Here is a 19,221-nt window from a genome sequence, read left to right on the forward strand (position 1 = left end):
ATGCGTGTGGAACTCGACGAACCCAAGTGCGTGGCCTCCGGCCAGTGCGTGATGGCCTCCCCCGAGGTGTTCGACCAGCGTGACGAGGACGGCGTCGCGATCCTGCTGGAGGAGCACCCCGCCGACGACCTCATGGACGGGGTGCAGGAGGCCGTCGCGATCTGCCCCGCCGCCGCGATCCGACTGGTGGACCGGTGAGGCGGATCGTGGTCGTGGGTGCCTCGGCCGCCGGACTGGCGGCGACCGAGACACTGCGCCGCGAGGGCTACGACGGCACCCTCACCCTCGTCGGCGACGAACCCCACGCCCCCTACGACCGGCCCCCGCTGTCCAAGCAGCTCCTCTCCGCGGAGTGGGACCCCGACCGGCTCACCCTGCGCACCCCCGACCACCTCGACGGCCTCGACCTGGACCTGCGGCTCGGCACCGCCGCGACCGGCCTCGACCTGAGGAAACGCCGAGTACGGCTCGCCGACGGCGACACCGTGCCGTACGACGCGCTGGTCGTCGCCACCGGTGTACGGCCGCGCAGGCTGCCCGGTGAGGGCGCGCACGTGCTGCGCACCCTGGACGACGCGCTGGGCCTGCGGGAGCGGCTGACACCGGGGACGCGGCTGGTCGTGGTCGGCGCCGGGTTCCTCGGCGCGGAGGCCGCCGCCGTCGCCCGGCGGCTCGGCGTCGAGGTCACCCTCCTCGAACCGGCGCCGGTGCCGCTGGCGCACGCGGTCGGCGGGCAGGTCGGCGCGGTGCTGTCCCGGGCCCATCTCGACCACGGGGTCGACCTGCGCACCGGCGTCACCGTCACGGAGGTGACCGAGGACGGGGTGCGGCTCGCGGACGGCGAGGTGATCGAGGCCGACGAGGTGCTGGTCGCCATCGGCTCGCGGCCCAACACCGAGTGGCTCGCGGACAGCGGCCTGGGCGTCGGTGACGGCGTGCTCTGCGACGCGTACTGCGAGGCCGCGAAGAACGTGTACGCGGCCGGGGACGTGGCCCGCTGGTACAACCCGCTGTTCGGCACCTCGATGCGGGTCGAGCACCGTACGAACGCCGCCGAGCAGGGCATGGCGGTCGCCCGCAATCTGCTCGCCGCCGATCCGGACGCCCGCAGGGCCTTCGCCCCGGTGCCGTACTTCTGGTCCGACCAGTACGACATGAAGGTGCAGGCCTACGGCTGGCTGCGCGGCCACGACGAGGTGTCGATCGTCGCCGGAGACCCTGCCGAGCGCCGCTTCGTTGCCGTCTACCGCACCGACGACCGGGTCACCGGCGCGCTCGCGGTCGGCATGCCGCCCAAGGCGATCCGGCAGTGGCGACAGGCCATCGCGTCCGGCGCCGGATGGCACGAGACGTTCCCGCCGGAGAGGCCGGCGGCAAGAGAGGAGATCGACCATGGCGCAACAGCGATCCGGCCCGGCGCGTGAGGTGGTCGTCGTCACCGGCGCGGGTGGCATGGGCGTGGCGGTCGCACGCCGGATCGGCAGCGGACGCACGGTCTTGCTCGCCGACGCCTCACGCGGTCAACTCGACTGTGTGGTGAGTGCGTTGAATGATGAGGGATACACGGCGCGGGGCGTCCTGACCGACGTGTCCGACCGCGGGTCCGTCGACGCGCTCGCGGCGGAGGCCGCCGATGCGGGCCGGCCGGCCGCCGTCGTGCACACCGCCGGAGTCTCCGCCGTGCAGGCGACCGCCGAGACGATCCTCGCGGTCAACCTGCTGGGCACCGCCCACGTCATCGACGCCTTCGAGGGCGTGGCGGAGCCGGGCACGGCCATGGTCTGCGTCTCCAGCATGGCCGGTCATGTCGCCTCCCTCGGCCGCGAGGACGAAACCGCCCTCGCCACGGTCCCGGCCGCGGAACTCCTCGACATCGGTGCCGTGAAAGCCGTCGGGGACAGCGCGGCGCGGGCGTACGTCGTGTCCAAACGGGCCAACCAACTGCGCGTCGAGGCCGCGGCGCTCGCCTGGAGCCGACGCGGTGCCCGGATCAACAGCGTCAGCCCGGGGGTCGTCGCCACCGCCATGGCGAAGGCCGAGGCCGACGGCCCGAGCGGCACGCGCATGCTGGCCATGGTGGAGGCGAGCGGCGCGGGCCGCACCGGCACCCCGGCCGAGATCGCCGACGCCGTGGCATTCCTCATCGGCCCCGAAGCGCGTTACATCACCGGCACGGACCTGCTCGTCGACGGCGGCCAGGCCGCCTGGATGCGCCACCACCGAACGGCCTGACCCCCCGGCCCCACCGGGGCCCCACCGCACCACCGCACGACCACAGACGTCCGAGGACCGCAGAGAGGACACCGATGTCCACCCCCCACACTCCGTCCGGCCCCCCGTCCCTCGACCCCGAGGAGCTGGGCTTCGACCCGGACGCCCTCCGCGCCCGGTACCGCGCCGAGCGTGAACGCCGGATCCGCCCGGACGGCGGCCGGCAGTACCAGCGGATCGCCGGCGAGTTCGAGCACTACGACGACGACCCGTACGCCGACGGGGAGTTCACCCGGGAACCGCTCACCGACCGCGTCGAGGCGATCGTCGTGGGCGGCGGCTTCGGCGGGCTGCTCGCCGGGGCCCGGCTGCGCCAGGCGGGCGTCGAGTCGATCCGGGTGATCGAGAAGGGGAGCGACTTCGGCGGCACCTGGTACTGGAACCGTTACCCCGGCATCCACTGCGACATCGAGTCGTACATCTATCTGCCGCTCCTCGAAGAGCTGGGCTACGTCCCGAAGTGGAAGTACGCGCCCGGCGAGGAGATCCGGCAGCACACCCGGGCGATCGGCCGTCACTTCGACCTCTACCGGGACGCCGCCTTCCAGACGGTCGCCACCGAACTGCGCTGGGACGAGACCGAGTTGGAGTGGATCGTCACCACCGACCGGGGCGACCGCATGCGCGCCCGGTACGTGGTCGTCTCCAGCGGCACGCTCAGCCAGCCCAAACTCCCGGGCATCCCCGGCATCGAGACCTTCAAGGGCCACACCTTCCACACCAGCCGCTGGGACTACGACTACACCGGCGGCGACGCGAACGGCGGCCTCACCGGCCTCGCCGACAAGCGCGTGGCCGTGATCGGCACCGGCGCCACCGCCATCCAGATCGTCCCCCACCTCGGGGCCGACGCGGCCCATCTGTACGTCTTCCAGCGCACCCCCTCGACGGTCGACGTACGCGGCAACGGGCCCACCGACCCGGAGTGGGCGAAGACGCTCACCCCCGGCTGGCAGGCCGCGCGGATGGACAACTTCCTGAAGACCGTCACCGGGGTCCGGGTCGGGACGGACCTGGTGAACGACGCCTGGACCAGCAGCGCCCGCCTCCAGGAGAAGCTGATCCCGACCGAGGCGTACGCGGACGTCCCGGCGGACGAACGTGAACGCGCCTACGAGATCGCCGACTTCCAGAAGATGAACGAGCTGCGCGACCGCGTGGCGACGATCGTCGAGGACCCGGAGACCGCAGAGAAGCTGAAGCCCTGGTACCGCTACATGTGCAAGCGGCCCACCTTCAGCGACCACTACCTCCAGACGTTCAACCGGCCCAACGTCACCCTCGTCGACACGGCCGACACCCACGGCGTCGAGCGGATCACCGAGAAGGCCGTGGTGGTCGGCGGGGTCGAGTACGAGGTGGACTGCGTCATCTTCGCCACCGGCTTCGAGGTCGGTGTCTCGGGCCTGCTCTCCGGCCGCCTCCCGGCGTACGGCCGCGACGGCGTCGGCCTGCTGGAGACCTGGATGACGGCCGGCCCGAAGACCCTCCACGGCTTCTACAGCCACGGCTTCCCCAACCTCTTCCAGCTCGGCCCGATGCAGAACGCCAGCGCCGTCAACTACGTCCACATCCTCGACCAGCAGTCGATCCATGTGGGCGAGGTCGTCGCCGAGGCCCGCAGGCGCCGCGCCCGCTACGTCGAGCCGAGCGCCGAGGCCCAGGACGCCTGGGTCGCCACCATCCGCGAGAAGGCCGCCGACCTGTACACGTTCCAGGCGGAGTGCACCCCCGGCTACTACAACAACGAGGGCCGGCCGAGGGAGCGCAGCGAGTCGTACGGCGACGGACCGGTCGCCTTCCACGAACTGCTGCGCCGGTGGCGCGCGGACGGCGGCATGGACGACGTCCTCGTGGGCGCCGAGTGAGGCCGGGGGAGACGACGGTGGACGACATCAGCACACGACCCAACCGGTACGACGCGTCCGGCGATCTCCGTACCACCAGCGCCCGTTGGCAGGCGCGGCGGCTCAACCCGCCCAATCCGCTGTGGGGTTCCAACGGGGTCGCGTTCGGCCCCGACGGGCGGCTGTACGTCGCGCAGTTCCTCGCGGGACAGATCAGCGCCGTCGACCCGGCGACCGGGGACGTGGAGGTCGTCGTCCCGATGGACGGTCCCGTGCAGTCGCCGGACGACCTCGCCTTCGGCGCGGACGGCTCGATGTACATAGCGGACCTGGTGCCGGGCCGGGTGTGGCGGCGGAGCACGGCGGGGGAGTACCGCCTCGTCTCCGACGACGTCACCAACCCCAACGGCATCACCTGTGTCGGCGACCGGCTCTTCGTCAATGAGATGAAGCCCGACGGCAGGCTGATGGAGCTGTTCCCGGACGGTGGCGACCCGGTCGTGCTCACGGCAGGGCTCGCCCTCGGGAACGCGATGCAGCTCGGCCCGGACGGGCACCTCTACTACCCGCACATGATCACCGGTCAGGTCTGGCGGATCCCGCCGGACGGCGGGACGCCGGAGGTGGTCGCCGAGGACGTGCACGAGCCGGTCGCGGTCCGCTTCGACCGGGCCGGTGTCCTGCACGTCCTCTCCCGGGGCGCCGAGGGCATCGTCACCCGCGTCGACCTGCACGGTTCCGGTACCCGCACCCTCGTCACCAGCGGGCTGACGGGCCTGGACAACGCGGCGTTCGACGCCGAGAACCGCATGTTCGTCTCCAGCTACGCCACCGGCGGCGTCACGGAGATGCACCCCGACGGCCGCACCCGCGAGATCGTGCGCCGCGGTCTCGACGGCCCCTACGGCGTGACGATCGACCTCGGCGGCACGGTCTACGCCGCCGACCACTACCGGTTGGCGAGCCCGGCACCCGAGGGGGTGACGACGCCTCTGCTGCTGCCCTTCGCCCACGGCATCACCGCCGACGGTGAACTGCTGCACTACACCTCGCAGTTCGGCATGGTGCAGACCTACGACCCGAAGAGCGGGGCGCTCCGGGAGCGGGCGCGGGGGCTGAACCGACCCATCGGCATCGCGGTCGCACCGGACGGCGGCCTCGTGGTCGCCGAGACGGGCGCGGGCCGGGTCGTGGCCCTCGGCGACGGAGAGGACCGAGAAGACGGAGAAGACCGAGAAGGCACCGTGACCGTGCTCGCCGAGGGCCTCGACCGGCCCACGGACGTGGCCTTCGACGCGCAGGGCCGTCTCTACGTCAGCGAGGAGAAGCTCGGGACCGTCCTCCGCATCGAGGCGGACGGCGTCACGGGCGTCGTCATGGACGGGCTGGGCGCACCCCAGGGTCTGACGGTCCTCGGCGACGACCTCTTCGTGGTGGAGACGGGGCCCCGCAGGCTGAGCGCGGTCTCCCTCACCACCGGGGCGCGGCGGACCGACGCGGAGGACCTGCCGGTGGGTCCGCCGCCGGGTGTCGTCCCGCGCACCGAACCGGCGCCGTTCGCGGACGTCATGCCCGGGATGGCCCGGCGTTTCGCGGGTCTCGCGGCCGCCCCGGACGGGACCCTCCTGCTGTCCGCCAACGGTGAGGGCACCGTGCTGCGGCTGACGCCGAGGGCGGGGGAGGGGACGGCGGCTCAGCCGGTGCGGTAGAGCGCGGTGAGCAGTTCGATGGCGGCCGGGGTGGCGGGATGCGGGTCGTCCCGCCACCAGGCCAGCCGGACGGCGATCGGCTCGGCGTCGCGCACCGGCCGGTAGACGACGCCGGGCCGCCGGTACTGGTTGGCGGTGGACTCCGCGGTCACCCCGACGGCGCGGCCCGTCGCGATCGTGGTCAGCCATTCGTCGACGTCGTGCGTGCGTTCGGTCGCGGGACGGGAGCCGGGCGGCCACAGGTCGGTGGTGGTCGTGCCGGTGCGGCGGTCGACGAGCAGGGTGTACCCGCTGAGATCGGCGAGCCGTACCGAGCGGCGGCGGGCCAGCGGATCGTCGCTCGCCATCGCGCACAGCCGCCGCTCCAGCCCCACGATCGCCGAGTCGAACCGGCGGTCGTCGACCGCCCGCCGGACCACCGCCAGGTCGCACGAACCCTCCGCCAGCCCGGCCGTGGGGGAGTTGGCCCGGACGAACTGCAGGTCCGTCTCCGGGTGCGCGGCACGCCAGCGACGCTGGAACGTCAGCGTGTGCCGGCCGAGCGCCGACCAGGCGTACCCGACGCGCAGCCGCACCTGCCCCGAGGTCGCCTCCCGCACCAGGTCGTCCACCTCGCCGAGCACCCGCCGCGCGTGCGCCACCACCCGCAGCCCGGTCGGCGTGGGCGTCACCTCGCGTGAGGTCCGCCGCAACAGCCGTACGCCCAGGGCCCGTTCGAGTGAGGCCAGGGTGCGGGAGACCGCCGCCTGGGAGACGTCGAGCGCGATCGCCGCGTCGGTGAAAGTGCCCTCGTCGACGATCGCCACGAGACAGCGCAGCTGCCGCAGCTCCACCTTCCCGGCGCCGGACGCCGAGTCATCACCGCTGTCATCCCTGTCATCCCTGGCATCCCTGTCATCTCTGCCATCCATGACTCCAGCGTATGGATCCCGAAGCGGATGCATTTTGCGCAAGGGAGGGCCGGGCGCACGATCGGCTCATGGACACCGCCGCCCTCTCCGCCGCCGGCTCCGCGCCCGCCCCCTCCGGTCCGCTCCCCGTGCCCGCCGCACCGGCCCCTGCTCCCGACGCGCTTCCCGAGCCGGGCGGCTCGCGGCTGGCCGGTGTCCTCACCATGGTCGGCTGCGGTGTCTCCAACCAGGTCGGTGCGGCGCTCGGGTCGCTGGCCTTCCCGGTGCTCGGGCCCGCCGGGGTCGTCGCGATCCGGCAGTACGTCGCCGCGATCGTGCTGGTGGCCGTCGGCCGGCCCCGGCTGAGGTCCTTCACCGCACGGCAGTGGTGGCCTGTGGTGCTGCTGGCGCTGGTGTTCGGGACGATGAACCTGTCGCTCTACACGGCCATCGACCGCATCGGCCTCGGGCTGGCGGTGACCCTGGAGTTCCTCGGCCCGCTGGCCATCGCGCTGGCCGGCTCGCGCCGCCGGGTGGACGCGTGCTGTGCGCTGATCGCCGGCCTGGGCGTGGTCACCCTGATGCGACCGCAGCCGTCCGCCGACCACCTCGGTATGGCCCTCGGACTCCTGGCCGCCGTCTGCTGGGCGTCCTACATCCTCCTCAACCGCACCGTCGGCCGCCGTATCCCCGGTGCGCAGGGCTCCGCGGCGGCCGCGGGCCTCTCCGCGCTGGCCTTCCTGCCGGTCGGTGCCGTCGTGGTCGTACGGAACCCGCCGACGGCCGGGGCCGTCGGGTACGCGATCGCCGCCGGGGTCCTGGCCTCGGCGGTGCCATACCTCGCGGACGTGTTCACCCTGCGCCGTGTGCCCGCCCAGGTGTTCGGGCTCTTCATGAGCGTCAACCCGGTCCTGGCCGCGTTCGCGGGCTGGATCATGCTCGGGCAGCAGCTGGGCGGGATCGAGTGGGCGGCGATCGGCGCGGTCGTCTCGGCGAACGCGCTCAGCATGCTGATGCCACGCCGCTGAGCGCCCCAGCCGTGCGGACCGTGTAGCCGTGCGAACCTCGTGAGAACGAGCGCGTCCCGGAACACGCCCGCTCTACACCGCCCCCTCGGCCGCTCCCTCGGACCCTTCCGCGGCGAAGGCCTGCCGCACGCGTGCGGCGATCAGCGGGTACACCTCGCGGGCCCGGGCCTCGTCGCCGGTGTCGTAGCCGTGGTCGGCGCCCCCCACGTCGTGGTGACCGACCAGGGACCCGGCGGTGCGGAGCCGGTCGGCGTAGGCGACGCCCTCGGACTTGAGGAGGTCGAACTCGGCGGTGACGACGAAGGCCGGGGCGATGCCCCGGAGATCGGCCGTGTCCGAGGGGTTCGCCGGCGAGGCCAGCCGGTCCGCGCGCCGCTTCGGGTCCGGGATGTACGCGCTGTCGAAGACGTCCGCCATCCACGGGCGCAGCAGCGGCCTGGCGATCGCGGCCCGCTTGTCGCGGGCGGCGGTGGCGAGGTCGAGCGGCGGGTAGTGCAGGACCTGGAGGGCGATCGAGGGGCCGCCCTCCTCCAGGGCCTGGCGGGCCACCGCCGCCGCGAGCCCGCCGCCCGCGCTCTGGCCGCCCACCGAGAGCCGGTCGCCGTCCCAGCCGTGCTCGCCCCCGTGTCCGGCGACCCAGCGCACGATCTCGTACGCCTGCCGGGGCGGCGCCGGGAACGGGTGCTGCGGGGCGACCACGTAGTCCACGTTGAGGACGGCCACCCCCGCCTCGACGGCTATGCAGCGGCAGAGCGCGTCGTCCAGCTCGATCTGGGGCAGGACGTACCCGCCGCCGTGGAAGTTGACGTGGACCGGCGGGGGAGGGGTGCCGTCACCGGCGGGCAGGTACAGGACGGCGCGGGTCGGCCCGTAGGCGGTGGGGACGGTCAACTCGCGGGTGGCGCAGGCGTATTCGGGCAGCCGGGCGCGCCACGCGGCGGCGGAACCCGGGCCGCCGGCCCGGCGGCTCGCCACTGACGCGATACGCTGCATCGCCTTGGCCGCGAAGGCGGCCACCGCCGGACGGGCGAGAAGGGACATGGGGCTCCGTTCGGTCGCGGGGGTTACCCGAGGCGATGAATTTACTTGAGTCAGGCAACAAGATGGTAAAGTAGCTCCCATGTCCCCATCACCGCTACCCTCCGACCCCGCCTCGGCGGAAGTGATCGAGATCGAGCGAGCCCTCACTCGCATCACCTACCTCAGTACCCGGGCGCGGGCGCACGAGCGCCTGATGAGCCTGGCCGGTGTGCCGCTGGACCGCGCCGCCGTGGCCCTGCTGCGGCAGATCGCCGACTCCGAGCCGCTGCGCCCGGGGGAGTTGGCCAACCGGCTCGGCGTCGAGGCCTCCCATGTCACCCGCCAGGTCCAGCAGCTCCAGCGGACCGGCTACGTCACCCGCGTACCGGACCCGGACGACCGCCGCGCCCAGCGCATCGAGCTGACGGCGGCCGGCCAGGAGGCGATAGGGCGTATCCGCGAGGCCGGGGTCCGAGGGATGCAGATGGCGCTGGCCGAATGGTCCCCGGAGGAGCTGCGCCAGCTCGCGGGGCTGTTCCACCGGATGGTCGACGACTTCCTGACACACGCGAACGAAGTGGTGGAGCAGGAGGCGGCGGGGGGTGTGCGGGGGGATTGAGGGCCGGCTCGGGTGCGTTGTCGAAAAGCACGGGGCGCAGCCCCTGCTTTTCAGGGGCGCGGGGAACTGCGCGACCAGCCCCCACGCACCCGCACCCGAACGACGAACCCTTCCCCGCCCCCGCCCCTCAGTAGCCCAACTGCCTCCGCACATACGGCGTCATCAGGGTCTTGGCCTTCGCCAGTGTCGACGTCCGACCCCCCAGCACGGCCGTCTCACCACCCGGCACCGGCACCAGCGTGATCCCGTCGGCCGAACCGAGAGGGATGATCAGCGGGGTCCGCCGGATCGGCCGGTACACCCGCGGTTCCTTGCGGTGCCGGCCCGAACTCTCCAGATACGCACGGATGTTGTGGGCGGCGATGTCCGCCTGGGCGAACGCGACGGGGGAGACCTTCAGCTCGCTCACATCGTTCACGTCACCGACCGCGAACACGTCGAGCCGCCCGTCGACCCGCAGCATCCGGTCGACCGTCACCTGCCCGGCCGAGTTCAGCCACGCCCCGTGCCCGGCCAGCCGCAGCCAGAGCGTGTTCGGCGTGGTGCCGTTGGCCCAGAAGGACAGGTCCGCCTCGATGAGTCCGCCCCGGCCGTCCCGGTACGTGCCGAAGTCGGGCCCCTGGGAGACGAACGAGTCGAGCCGCACGTCCACGTCGTGCGCCTCCAGCCAGCTCAGGGCACGCCGCCCGGCCCACTTGCTGCCGGTGGAGCTGAGCAGGTCCGATCCCGCGTGCGCGAGGGTGACCCGCGCGTCCGGCCGGGCCAGCCGGATCTCGGCGGCGAGCTCCACACCGCCGGGCCCGCCGCCGACGATCAGGACGTGCTCGGCGGCGGCCACGCTCTCCTGGTGCGCGGCGAACGTCTTGCCCGCCTCATCGGGGGTGGTGCCCAGGAAACGCGCCGGCTCGGGATAGTCCGCGCCGGTCGCGATCACCACCACGTCGTACGGCAGGCGCTCACCCGTGGCGAGCTTCACCTGCCGCTCGCCGGTGTCGATGTCGACCGCCTTGCCGACGACCACACGGCCGTGGCGCAGCAGTCGGTCGTACGGGATGAAGGGGGTGAACGTCCAGGCCTCGCGCACGCCCGCGCGCAGTGCGGCGATGCGGTGGAAGAAGACCTCCTTGCGGTCCACGAGGGTGACCCGGGCTATCTCGTCCAGCTGTTTGGCGAGGCGGATGCCGCCGTATCCGCCGCCGATCACGATCACTTCGCCGTCAGGCACGCCGATTCTCCTGTGCTGGGTGGGGGGAGAGATGACGACCATAACGTTTGAAACCTCAAGCTACTGGCGGGGTTCGTGGTTGTTGTGTGAAGCGACGAGGGACGACACGAGTCAGCGGCTGCCTAGGCTGGTGCCGTGACCGACAACGACCGGCCCCTCGCCGTATTCGATCTGGACAACACCCTCGCCGACACCGCGCACCGGCAGCGGTTCCTGGAGCGCAGCCCGCGCGACTGGGACGCGTTCTTCGCCGCCGCGCCGCAGGACCCGCCGCTGCCCGAGGGGGTGGCGCTCGCGCGGGAGAGCGCGGAGGAGTGCGAGGTCGTGTATCTGACCGGGCGCCCCGAGCGCTGCCGTCGCGACACCGTCGACTGGCTGGCCGCGCAGGAGCTGCCGGAGGGACGGATCTGGATGCGCCGGAACAACGACCGCAGGCCCGCCCGCCGCACCAAGCTGGAGATCCTCCGCGACCTCGCCCGGACCCGCGAGATCCGCGTCCTCGTGGACGACGACGAACTGGTCTGCGAGGACGCGGAGCGGGCGGGCTTCACGGTCGTACGGGCGCGCTGGGCCGCGACCTCCGCCGCGCTGCAGGTGGCACAGGAGCGGGAGGGGCGGACCTGAGGGGCGGGCGGCCCCGGTCCCTCAGCCGGCGTCGTCGAGCCGGAAGCCGACCTTGAGGCCGACCTGGTAGTGCGCGATCTGGCCGTCCTCGATGTGGCCCCGGACCTGCGTCACCTCGAACCAGTCCAGGTTGCGCAGGGTCTGGGAGGCGCGGGCGACGCCGTTGCGGATGGCGTGGTCGACGCTCTCGGCCGAACTGCCGACGATCTCGGTGACCCGGTACACGTGGTCGGTCATGCGGGTTCTCCTTGTCGCGTGCTCCACCGGTGGCCGACGGGCCACACGTCACTCCACGGTGCCTCAGGCTCCGCCGGTTCGCGAGGGGGCCGGGGTGGGTGGGGGTGCGTCGTCGGGTGCAGGTTCGGTGGGGGCCGGCCGCGCAGTTCCCCGCGCCCCTGAAACGCAGGGGCTATGAGGCCAGGCCCGCTCGACGGCCCAACAGGTCTCGTGTGGTCATGGACCGCCTTGGTCGTCGGCGGTGAGCCGCTGTTCCAGGTGGCTGAGCAGGTGGGTGCATTTCCGGACCGTGTCGAGGTCGTCGCCCAGGATGTCGGCGAGCTCCTGTGCCCAGGCGGCGCGCAGCAACCGGAGGTTGGCCGCCGCGAGTTCGGTCGGGCGCACGGCGATGCCGCGGCCGTTGGTGGCGGCGCGGGAAACCATCCCCTTGCCCTCGAGGCTGCGCAGCGCCGTGCTGACGTTGGTGCGCTGCAGCCGGGTGCGGCGGGCGATCTCGCTCGGCGCGGCCCCCGGGTGCAGGTCGACGACCCGCATCACCTGCCGCTCGGTTTCGGTCAGTGTCACCACCTGCGGGTCTTCCGGAGTCCGGGCACGCACCAGCCGGCCGACGTTGAGGATCAGGTCGGCGAGGTCGGCGAGGTCGGCGAGCGGGCCACCGGTGTCCGCGCCGACGGCGTCTTTCGTGTCGCGGGGCATGGCACCACCCTATCGAGTTATGGCAGCATAATTATATGTCCATAACTCATGGTGATGCGCAAGATCGGCAGACGGTCGCCACGGCGGAGAGCACCGACGTCCCGAAGCCGGTGAACCTGGGGCACAGGGCGCGGCTGGCCCTGCTGCTCGGCTCGCTGAGTGCCTTCGGCGCACTCACGATCGACATGTACCTACCCGCCATGCCGAGCATGGCCCACCAGTTGCACACCAGTGCGCCGCTGGTTCAGATGACCCTCACGGCGTTCGTCGTCGGCCTGGCCCTCTTCCAGGTCATCGTCGGTCCACTGTCGGACGCATGGGGCCGGCGCCGCCCGCTGCTCGCCGGTATGGCGCTGTACCTGGCGGGGTCGCTGTGGTGCGCGCTGGCGCCCACCGTCGGCTACCTGATCGCCGGCCGGATACTGCAGTCGCTGGGTGCGGCCGCGGGCGCGGTCCTGGCGCGGGCCATCGTGCGGGACCTGTTCTCCGGCACCGCCATGACCCGGTTCTTCTCCACCCTCATGGTCGTCAACGGTGTCGCCCCGGTCTTGGCGCCCGTCATCGGCGGACAACTGCTGACGCTCACCACCTGGCGTGCGGTGTTCCTGGTGCTCGCCGCCATCGGGGCCGTCCTGCTGCTCGCGGTCGTCTTCGCGTTGCCTGAGTCGCTGCCGGACGCCAAGCGGGCGCCGGCCCACCTGCGCGCGACGCTGCGGACCTTCCGGACGCTGGTCACCGACCTCCATTACCTGCGGTACGTGCTTTCCGCGGCACTGATGTTCGCTGCCGTGTTCGCCTACATCTCCGGATCGTCGTTCGTCCTGCAAGACGCCTACGGGCTCACGGCCCAGCAGTTCAGCCTCGTCTTCGGCCTCAACGGTCTGGGCATCGTGCTGCTCGGGCAGGTCGGCGGCCGGCTCGTCGGCCGCGCCGCCGACGAGCACACACTGCTGCGCGTCAGTCTGACCGTGGCAACCCTCGGCTCCGCCGGCGTCCTGGCCTGCGCCATGCTGGGCCTCCCGCTACCGCTGCTGCTGGCCTGCCTTTTCCTGGTGGTGTCCATGATCGGTATCGTGCTGGCCAACGCCACATCCCTGGCGCTGAGCGGCCACGGCTCCGCCGCCGGAGCCGCTTCCTCCCTGCAGGGACTACTGCAATTCCTCGTCGGCGGCCTCGCCGCCTTCGCCATGAGCCTGGGCGGCCAGGTCACCGCAGTCGCCATGGGCACCACCATGGTCATCTGCGCCGCAGCCGCGCTGGCCGTTCTCCACGCCCGCCGTACGTGAAGAGCATCCTGGCCCCGGTCGGCATACAGGCGCCGGGGCCTGCGGCGGGGGCGCCCCTTCCCACAGGTCGTCAGGGCGACTCAACTCAGCCCTGAAACGACGAGTGCAGGGGCGCGGGGAACTGCGCGAGAAGCCCCACCGCCCCGCACCCGACAACGCACACCCCGCCGCCGCCCTCCCCTACCGCACCCCGCTCAACGACAGCGCGAACCGGCCCTGCTCATCCGTCCACCACCGCGTCAACTCCAGCCCCGCAGAAGCAAGTTCGGCCCGCACCCCCTCCCTGCGGAACTTCGCTGACACCTCGGTCCGCAGTTCCTCCCCGGCCTCGAAATCGACCGCGAGGTCCAGCGCCGGGATCTTCACGGTCTGCGTCGTACGGGACCGCAGCCGCATCTCGATCCACTCGCACTCCGCGTTCCAGAGGGCGACATGGTCGAACGCGTCGGGGTCGAAGTCCGCCCCCAGTTCCCGGTCGACCACGCTGAGCACGTTCTTGTTGAACTCGGCCGTCACCCCGGCCGCGTCGTCGTACGCGGCGACCAGCACGCCCTCGTCCTTGACCAGGTCCGTGCCCAGCAGCAGCGTGTCACCGGGCGCCAGCAGGCCCCGTACGGCGGCCAGGAACGCCGCGCGCTCCTCGGGCACCAGATTGCCGATCGTGCCGCCGAGGAACGCCACCAGACGCGGCCCCGGCGTCTCGGGCAGGACGAGCCCGGTGGTGAAGTCGGCGATCAGCGCGTGCACGTTCAGCCCCGGCCGCTCGGCGACCAGCGCCTCCCCGGCCTGCCGCAGCGCGCTCTCGCTCACGTCGACCGGCACATAGGTGTGCAGGCCCGGCATCGCGTCCAGCAGATGCCGGGTCTTGTCGGAGGAACCGGACCCCAGCTCGACCAGGGTGCGCGCACCGCTCGCCGCGGCGATCTCGCCCGCCCGGCCGACGAGGATCTCCCGCTCGGCACGGGTCGGGTAGTACTCGGGCAACTCGGTGATCTGCTCGAACAGTTCACTGCCGCGCGCGTCGTAGAACCACTTCGGCGGCAGTGTCTTCGGCGTGCGGGTCAGGCCCTGGAGGACATCGGCGCGCAGGGCCGCGTCGGTGGCGTCCTCGGGCAGGGTGCGGGTGAGAAGGAACGGGCTCACGCGGAAGGCTCCTTCGACGGTGCGGAGTCGGTCTCGTCGTGCGGGCGGCTGGGCTCCTCCAGCTCCTTGAGCGGGGTGAGCAGGACGTCCGTACGGCTCGCCGCCAGCAGCGTGCGGTCCGGGACCTCCACCCAGTGCGGATCGTCGTCGTACGGCTCGGACGCCACGACCGTGCTGCGGCCGGGCTCGGCGAGGTACCAGAGCGTGTCGCCCCAGGCCGTCGCGGCGATCGCCTCCCCGTTGGTCAGCAGCAGGTTGAGCCGCGAACCGGGCGCCGCCCGGGCGACGTCGAGGACCGTGTCGGCCAGCGCCTGGCCCTCCTCGTCGCCCGCGCGCAGCCGGTTCAGGACCAGCGCCCACACGAGCGCGGAGTCGTTGCGGGCCTCCATCGACAGCAGGTCCGCGGCGGGCAGACCGTCCGCGAGGTGCCCCAGCGACCGGGGCCAGCCGGCGACCGCCCCGTTGTGGCTGAACAGCCAGGGCCCGGCGGCGTACGGCGCCGCCGCGGCCTCGTTGTCCGCGCCCGGCACCGTGGCGTCCCGCACGGCGGCCAGCAGCGCCCCGGAACGGACCACCCGGGCCAGGTCGGTGAAGGACAGGTCCCCCCAGATGGGCCCGGACCGGCGGTAGCGCCCCGGCACCGGGTCGCCCTCGGCGTACCAGCCGACCCCGAAACCGTCGGCGTTCACGGTCCCGTGCCGCTGCCGCCGGGGCGCCCACGACTGCCGGAACAGGCTGTGCGGCGGATCCACCAGAATCCGGCCCAGCGCCGACTCCGGCCCCAGATAAGCGAGATGACGACACATCAGACGACCTCCGGGGAGGCGTCCCGCGCCGTGCGGAAGCCGCTGAAGATCTGCCGCCGGATCGGATAGTCCCAGTTGCGGAACGTCCCCCGGCACGCCACCGGGTCCACGGCGAACGCGCCACCGCGCAGCACCTTGTACTCGGGGCCGAAGAACACCTCCGAGTACTCCTTGTACGGGAACGCCGTGAACCCCGGGTAGGGCAGGAAGTCACTCGACGTCCACTCCCACACGTCACCGATTAACTGCCGTACCCCCAGGGGGGATTCCCCCGCCGGATAGCTGCCGGCCGGTGCCGGGCGCAGATGCCGCTGACCCAGGTTGGCGTGCTCGGGCTCCGGGTCGGCGTCACCCCACGGGTAGCGGGCGGAGCGTCCGGTGACCGGGTCGTGCCGGGCGGCCTTCTCCCACTCGGCCTCCGTGGGCAGCCGCCGCCCCGCCCAGCGGGCGTAGGCGTCGGCCTCGTACCAGCACACGTGCAGCACCGGCTCGTCGGCCGGTACCACCTCGGTGACCCCGAAGCGCCGCCGCAGCCACTGCCGGCCGTCGCGCCGCCAGAACAGCGGCGCGTGGATGCCGTGCGCCCGGATGTGGTCCCAGCCCTCGGCCGTCCACCAGCGCGCGTCGTCGTACCCGCCGTCCTCGATGAACGCCTGGTACGCGCCGTTCGTCACCGGCGTGGTGTCGATGTGGAACGCGGGGACGGTCCGCCGGTGCGCGGGCCGTTCGTTGTCCAGCGCCCACGGCTCGTCCGAGGTCCCCATCGTGAACTCGCCGCCGGGGACGAGGACTTCGACCGGTCCGGTGAACAGCGGGACCGGCTCCGGGTCCGGGGCCGACAGCACCGCCGGTCCCTTGCGCAACTGATGGGTGATCAGCATCGTCTCGTCGTGCTGCTGTTCATGCTGGGCGATCATGCCGAAGGCGAAGCCCGCGTCGGTGAGCCGGGTGCCGTGGAAGTCGATGCTCTCCAGCACGTCCAGCGCCCGGCCGCGCACCTCCGCCAGATACCCGCGGGCCTCCTCGGGCGGCAGCAGCGGCAGCGAGGGCCGCTCGGAGCGCGGATGCTCGAAGGCGTCGTACAGCCCGTCGATGTCGGGCCGCATCGCCTCCCTCCCGGCGACGTTCCGCAGCAGCCACAGCTCCTCCTGGTTGCCGATGTGGGCGAGGTCCCACACCAGGGGCGACATCAGCGGCGAGTGCTGCGCGGTGAGATCGGGTTCGTCGACGGCGGTGGTCAGGAGCGCGGTGCGGGCCCGGGCCGTGGTCAGCGCCGCCAGCGCGCGCTCCCGGAGTATGTCGGGATCGGCGCCGGTCGTCGGAGCCGGCGTCTCGGGTGCGGTCATGCGGGGATGTCCTTCCCGTGGAACAGGTCGAGCAGATCGTCGGCGGGGCAGCGTCCCCGCGCCACATAGCGGTCGGTGTACGCCGCGACCGCGTCCCGCACCTCGGGGCTCGCCCCGAGTCTGGGCAGCGCCTCAGCCGCGGCGGCGAAGCAGACGGCGGCGGTCTCCCGCAGTTCGGGATCGGTCAGCCCGTCGCGGATGGCCGACTCCCACAGCGGATTGCGCGGTGGCGGCTGCGAACCGGCCCGCTCCGCGAGGGGTTTGACGGCCCGGTACGCGGTCTCGGCGGCCTCCGGGTCCTCGAACAGCGCCGTCGTCACGGCGAGCGGCACGATCCACCCGTCCTCGCCGGGCTGGGCGTCGATCATGCGGAACTCCAGATGGCCACGCGGGCGCACCGGCGGGAACAGCGTCGTCAGGTGGTAGTCGAGGTCGGCGCGGCTCGGCGGGGTGCCGGACCGCGTCCACTCCCGGAACGTCATCGCTCCGGGCACCCCCCAGGGGCCGTCCTCGGCCCGGACGCACATCACGGGCGCGTCCAGCACCAGCCGGGCCCACGCCGCGCGCGGGTCGCCGTCCAGCGAGGGCGCGTCCGTCCGCCCGGGGTCCATGGCGGCCCACAGCGCCTGCCGCGTCGAACGCCAGCCGGTGACCCGGCCGCGTGCCAGCGGGGAGTGCGCGAACGCCGCCACCAGCACGGCGCCGAGCTGGTGCGACAGCCACCAGCGCCGCCGGTGGCCGAGGGGGCCCGGCTCCTCGTACCCGGCGTCGAGACATACCTGCACCGAGGCGGAGGAGCACATCATGGCCCGCCCCTCGGGTCCGAAGCGGTCGAGATAGATCTCCATCGCGTCGTACCGGGGCTCGTGGAGGTAGCGGGTCGGGGGGTTCCAGGGTTCGTGGCCGTGGCCGCTGATGCCGAGGTCCGCCTCGCGCAGTGTCGCGCGTACGGCGGCGAGGTCGGCCGAGACGGACCCGACGCACTCCGTCAGGGAGGCGGCCGGTGCCGAGCTGAGCTCCAGCTGGCCGCCGGGTTCGACGGTCAGGGCCGAGTTCAGGGTCAGGGTCCGCAGTGCGGCGTAGGCCGCTTCGAGTCGTGCGGGTGTTGCCTTGAGCCGCGGATCACGCAGCTCGTGGATGTGCCATTCCAGCTCGACACCGAGGGTGCGGGGTGGACCGGTCTTGAAGCAGATGCCCCGGACCAGGGCCTCCACCTCCGCCTCGGTGACCGGGGAGCGGTGCTCCGTACAGCCACTCGTCGAATCTGACATGTCGGGATCCTCCTGAGATGCCATCTGCCAAGCCGCCGTCCGCGCCCGGTGGGGCGGGACCGGCGGCGCTCGTCCCACCCAAAACCCTCGCGCCGCTTTCGCACAAGGGGGCACATCGTGGCAATGCGGATCGACGATCTCCGTTTCCGGGGACTCCGGCACCTCTTCCCGTGCCCGTAGCGGTTCATTCACACGAGGAAACTCCGTTGCGGTCACTCACCAGCATCGCCCAGGATGCGCACATGAGCACGACGGGGGAGCACGCGCGGTCAGCGGTCGCGGGAGACACGGCGGTGGGGCGATGAGCGCCCGCCTGCGCGGCATCGCGCAGGAGACCGAGCGGATCGTCGCGGCGGGCGGCTATCGCGCCCCCGCCGGCCACGAGGTCTCCCTCGCCGCCGAGATCGAGGCCGCACGCTCCGGCACCCGCCTGTACGGCCCGGCCCCGGTGCCGACCCCACCGGTCGACCCGGTCCCGTCGACCGTCGAGGTCACCGGCGAAAGCAGCCTGGAGGCCGCCCACCGGCTCACGACCACCGGCACCACCCCCGTGGCCGTCCTCAACTTCTCCTCCGCCCGCAACCCCGGCGGCGGCTACCTCAACGGCGCCCAGGCCCAGGAGGAAGCCCTCTGCCGGGCCTCAGCCCTCTACACCTGCGTCCGCGAGGGCCGGGCCTTCTACGACCACCACCGCGCCCACCGCGATCCGTTCTACACGGACCGGGTCATCCACTCGCCCGCCGTCCCCGTCTTCCGCGACGACCGGGGCACCCTCCTCGACACCCCGTACACCACCGGCTTCCTCACCTCGGCCGCCCCGAACGCGTCGGTCGTGCGCCGTACGACACCGGAGCGCGCACCGGAACTCCCGCGCGCCCTGGCCGTACGCGCGGAACGCGTCCTGGAGACGGCCGTGACTCACGGCTACCGTCGCCTGGTCCTCGGAGCCTGGGGCTGCGGCGTCTTCGGCAACGACCCGACGCAGGTCGCGACCGCCTTCCGTGCCCTGCTCACGGACGGCGGCCGCTTCGAGGGCGCGTTCGCGCACGTGGTGTTCGGAATCCTGGACCGCACGAAGGACAAGGCGGTCCGCAGCGCCTTCGAACGAGAGTTCGCGGCAACCGTGCCCCTCTAGGGGCGCGGGTCCGTGTCCATGTGCGGCTCCGCCGCGTGGGCGCGACCAGCCCCCACCGACCCGCAGCC

At 72.6% G+C, this 19,221-nt stretch carries 19 protein-coding genes; 10 read left to right on the forward strand and 9 right to left on the reverse strand.

The window, feature by feature from the left end; translation table 11 throughout:
• The 5 genes from L3078_RS39865 to L3078_RS39885 all read left to right on the forward strand — a co-directional run bounded on the left by L3078_RS39865 (position 1) and on the right by L3078_RS39885 (position 5,827).
• On the forward strand, positions 1–198 hold the full coding sequence (locus L3078_RS39865) for a ferredoxin (protein ID WP_045561554.1): 198 nt from the start codon (positions 1–3) through the stop codon (positions 196–198).
• On the forward strand, positions 195–1,424 hold the full coding sequence (locus L3078_RS39870; protein ID WP_239759094.1) for an NAD(P)/FAD-dependent oxidoreductase: 1,230 nt from the start codon (positions 195–197) through the stop codon (positions 1,422–1,424). Before L3078_RS39865 ends, L3078_RS39870 begins: the two co-directional genes overlap by 4 nt.
• Positions 1,393–2,232, forward strand: coding sequence for an SDR family oxidoreductase (locus L3078_RS39875; RefSeq protein ID WP_239759095.1), 840 nt, complete (start codon positions 1,393–1,395; stop codon positions 2,230–2,232). The genes L3078_RS39870 and L3078_RS39875 overlap by 32 nt, the downstream gene beginning before the upstream one ends.
• 74 nt (positions 2,233–2,306) lie before the next feature.
• Complete coding sequence (locus L3078_RS39880) at positions 2,307–4,139, forward strand: flavin-containing monooxygenase (protein ID WP_239759096.1); 1,833 nt, start codon at positions 2,307–2,309, stop codon at positions 4,137–4,139.
• Between the two features lie 26 nt (positions 4,140–4,165).
• The gene (locus L3078_RS39885) at positions 4,166–5,827 is read left to right on the forward strand and encodes a hypothetical protein (RefSeq protein ID WP_239760672.1); all 1,662 of its coding nucleotides are present in this window, start codon (positions 4,166–4,168) and stop codon (positions 5,825–5,827) included.
• Here L3078_RS39885 and L3078_RS39890 read toward each other — a convergent pair.
• Complete coding sequence (locus L3078_RS39890; protein ID WP_239759097.1) at positions 5,812–6,738, reverse strand: LysR family transcriptional regulator; 927 nt, start codon at positions 6,736–6,738, stop codon at positions 5,812–5,814. The genes L3078_RS39885 and L3078_RS39890 overlap by 16 nt on opposite strands.
• Positions 6,739–6,806: 68 nt before the next feature.
• On the opposite strand from L3078_RS39890, the gene L3078_RS39895 reads away from it, so the two are divergent.
• On the forward strand, positions 6,807–7,745 hold the full coding sequence (locus tag L3078_RS39895; RefSeq protein ID WP_239759098.1) for an EamA family transporter: 939 nt from the start codon (positions 6,807–6,809) through the stop codon (positions 7,743–7,745).
• A gap of 72 nt (positions 7,746–7,817) precedes the next feature.
• Here L3078_RS39895 and L3078_RS39900 read toward each other — a convergent pair whose 3' ends face one another.
• Positions 7,818–8,786 (reverse strand): alpha/beta hydrolase, encoded by a 969-nt coding sequence (locus L3078_RS39900; RefSeq protein WP_239759099.1) that lies wholly within the window; start codon positions 8,784–8,786, stop codon positions 7,818–7,820.
• A 79-nt stretch (positions 8,787–8,865) separates the two neighbouring features.
• Here L3078_RS39900 and L3078_RS39905 point away from each other — a divergent pair, with 79 nt between their 5' ends.
• The gene (locus L3078_RS39905; protein WP_239759100.1) at positions 8,866–9,384 is read left to right on the forward strand and encodes a MarR family winged helix-turn-helix transcriptional regulator; all 519 of its coding nucleotides are present in this window, start codon (positions 8,866–8,868) and stop codon (positions 9,382–9,384) included.
• A gap of 127 nt (positions 9,385–9,511) precedes the next feature.
• Here the strand turns inward: L3078_RS39905 and L3078_RS39910 are convergent, their stop codons facing one another.
• Positions 9,512–10,609, reverse strand: coding sequence for an NAD(P)/FAD-dependent oxidoreductase (locus tag L3078_RS39910; RefSeq protein ID WP_239759101.1), 1,098 nt, complete (start codon positions 10,607–10,609; stop codon positions 9,512–9,514).
• Positions 10,610–10,744: 135 nt separating this feature from the next.
• On the opposite strand from L3078_RS39910, the gene L3078_RS39915 reads away from it, so the two are divergent.
• Positions 10,745–11,233, forward strand: coding sequence for a phosphatase domain-containing protein (locus L3078_RS39915; protein WP_239759102.1), 489 nt, complete (start codon positions 10,745–10,747; stop codon positions 11,231–11,233).
• A 21-nt stretch (positions 11,234–11,254) separates the two neighbouring features.
• On the opposite strand, the gene L3078_RS39920 is transcribed toward L3078_RS39915, so the two are convergent.
• Both L3078_RS39920 and L3078_RS39925 read right to left on the reverse strand, forming a co-directional pair.
• Positions 11,255–11,470 carry a dodecin gene (locus tag L3078_RS39920; protein WP_239759103.1) on the reverse strand — a complete coding sequence of 72 codons (216 nt, stop codon included), beginning with the start codon at positions 11,468–11,470 and terminating at the stop codon, positions 11,255–11,257.
• A gap of 216 nt (positions 11,471–11,686) precedes the next feature.
• Positions 11,687–12,166, reverse strand: a complete 480-nt coding sequence (locus tag L3078_RS39925) for a MarR family winged helix-turn-helix transcriptional regulator (RefSeq protein WP_239759104.1) — start codon at positions 12,164–12,166, stop codon at positions 11,687–11,689.
• A 35-nt stretch (positions 12,167–12,201) separates the two neighbouring features.
• Here L3078_RS39925 and L3078_RS39930 point away from each other — a divergent pair, with 35 nt between their 5' ends.
• Positions 12,202–13,452: a multidrug effflux MFS transporter gene (locus tag L3078_RS39930; RefSeq protein ID WP_239759105.1), complete on the forward strand. Its 1,251-nt coding sequence runs from the start codon at positions 12,202–12,204 to the stop codon at positions 13,450–13,452.
• Positions 13,453–13,632: 180 nt separating this feature from the next.
• Here L3078_RS39930 and egtD read toward each other — a convergent pair whose 3' ends face one another.
• The 4 genes from egtD to egtA are packed head-to-tail and all read right to left on the reverse strand — an operon-like array spanning position 13,633 to position 18,018.
• Entirely contained in the window at positions 13,633–14,595 is a 963-nt protein-coding gene (egtD, locus tag L3078_RS39935) for an L-histidine N(alpha)-methyltransferase (protein WP_239759106.1), read from the reverse strand.
• The gene (gene egtC / locus L3078_RS39940) at positions 14,592–15,401 is read right to left on the reverse strand and encodes an ergothioneine biosynthesis protein EgtC (protein ID WP_239759107.1); all 810 of its coding nucleotides are present in this window, start codon (positions 15,399–15,401) and stop codon (positions 14,592–14,594) included. Before egtC ends, egtD begins: the two co-directional genes overlap by 4 nt.
• Positions 15,401–16,747: an ergothioneine biosynthesis protein EgtB gene (gene egtB, locus L3078_RS39945; protein ID WP_239759108.1), complete on the reverse strand. Its 1,347-nt coding sequence runs from the start codon at positions 16,745–16,747 to the stop codon at positions 15,401–15,403. The genes egtC and egtB overlap by 1 nt, the downstream gene beginning before the upstream one ends.
• Entirely contained in the window at positions 16,744–18,018 is a 1,275-nt protein-coding gene (gene egtA, locus L3078_RS39950; RefSeq protein WP_239759109.1) for an ergothioneine biosynthesis glutamate--cysteine ligase EgtA, read from the reverse strand. The genes egtB and egtA overlap by 4 nt, the downstream gene beginning before the upstream one ends.
• 301 nt (positions 18,019–18,319) lie before the next feature.
• Here egtA and L3078_RS39955 point away from each other — a divergent pair, with 301 nt between their 5' ends.
• Positions 18,320–19,153: a TIGR02452 family protein gene (locus L3078_RS39955; protein WP_239759110.1), complete on the forward strand. Its 834-nt coding sequence runs from the start codon at positions 18,320–18,322 to the stop codon at positions 19,151–19,153.
• The last annotated feature ends 68 nt before the right edge of the window (positions 19,154–19,221 follow it).

This window comes from Streptomyces deccanensis, from assembly GCF_022385335.1.
Lineage (GTDB): Bacteria > Actinomycetota > Actinomycetes > Streptomycetales > Streptomycetaceae > Streptomyces > Streptomyces deccanensis.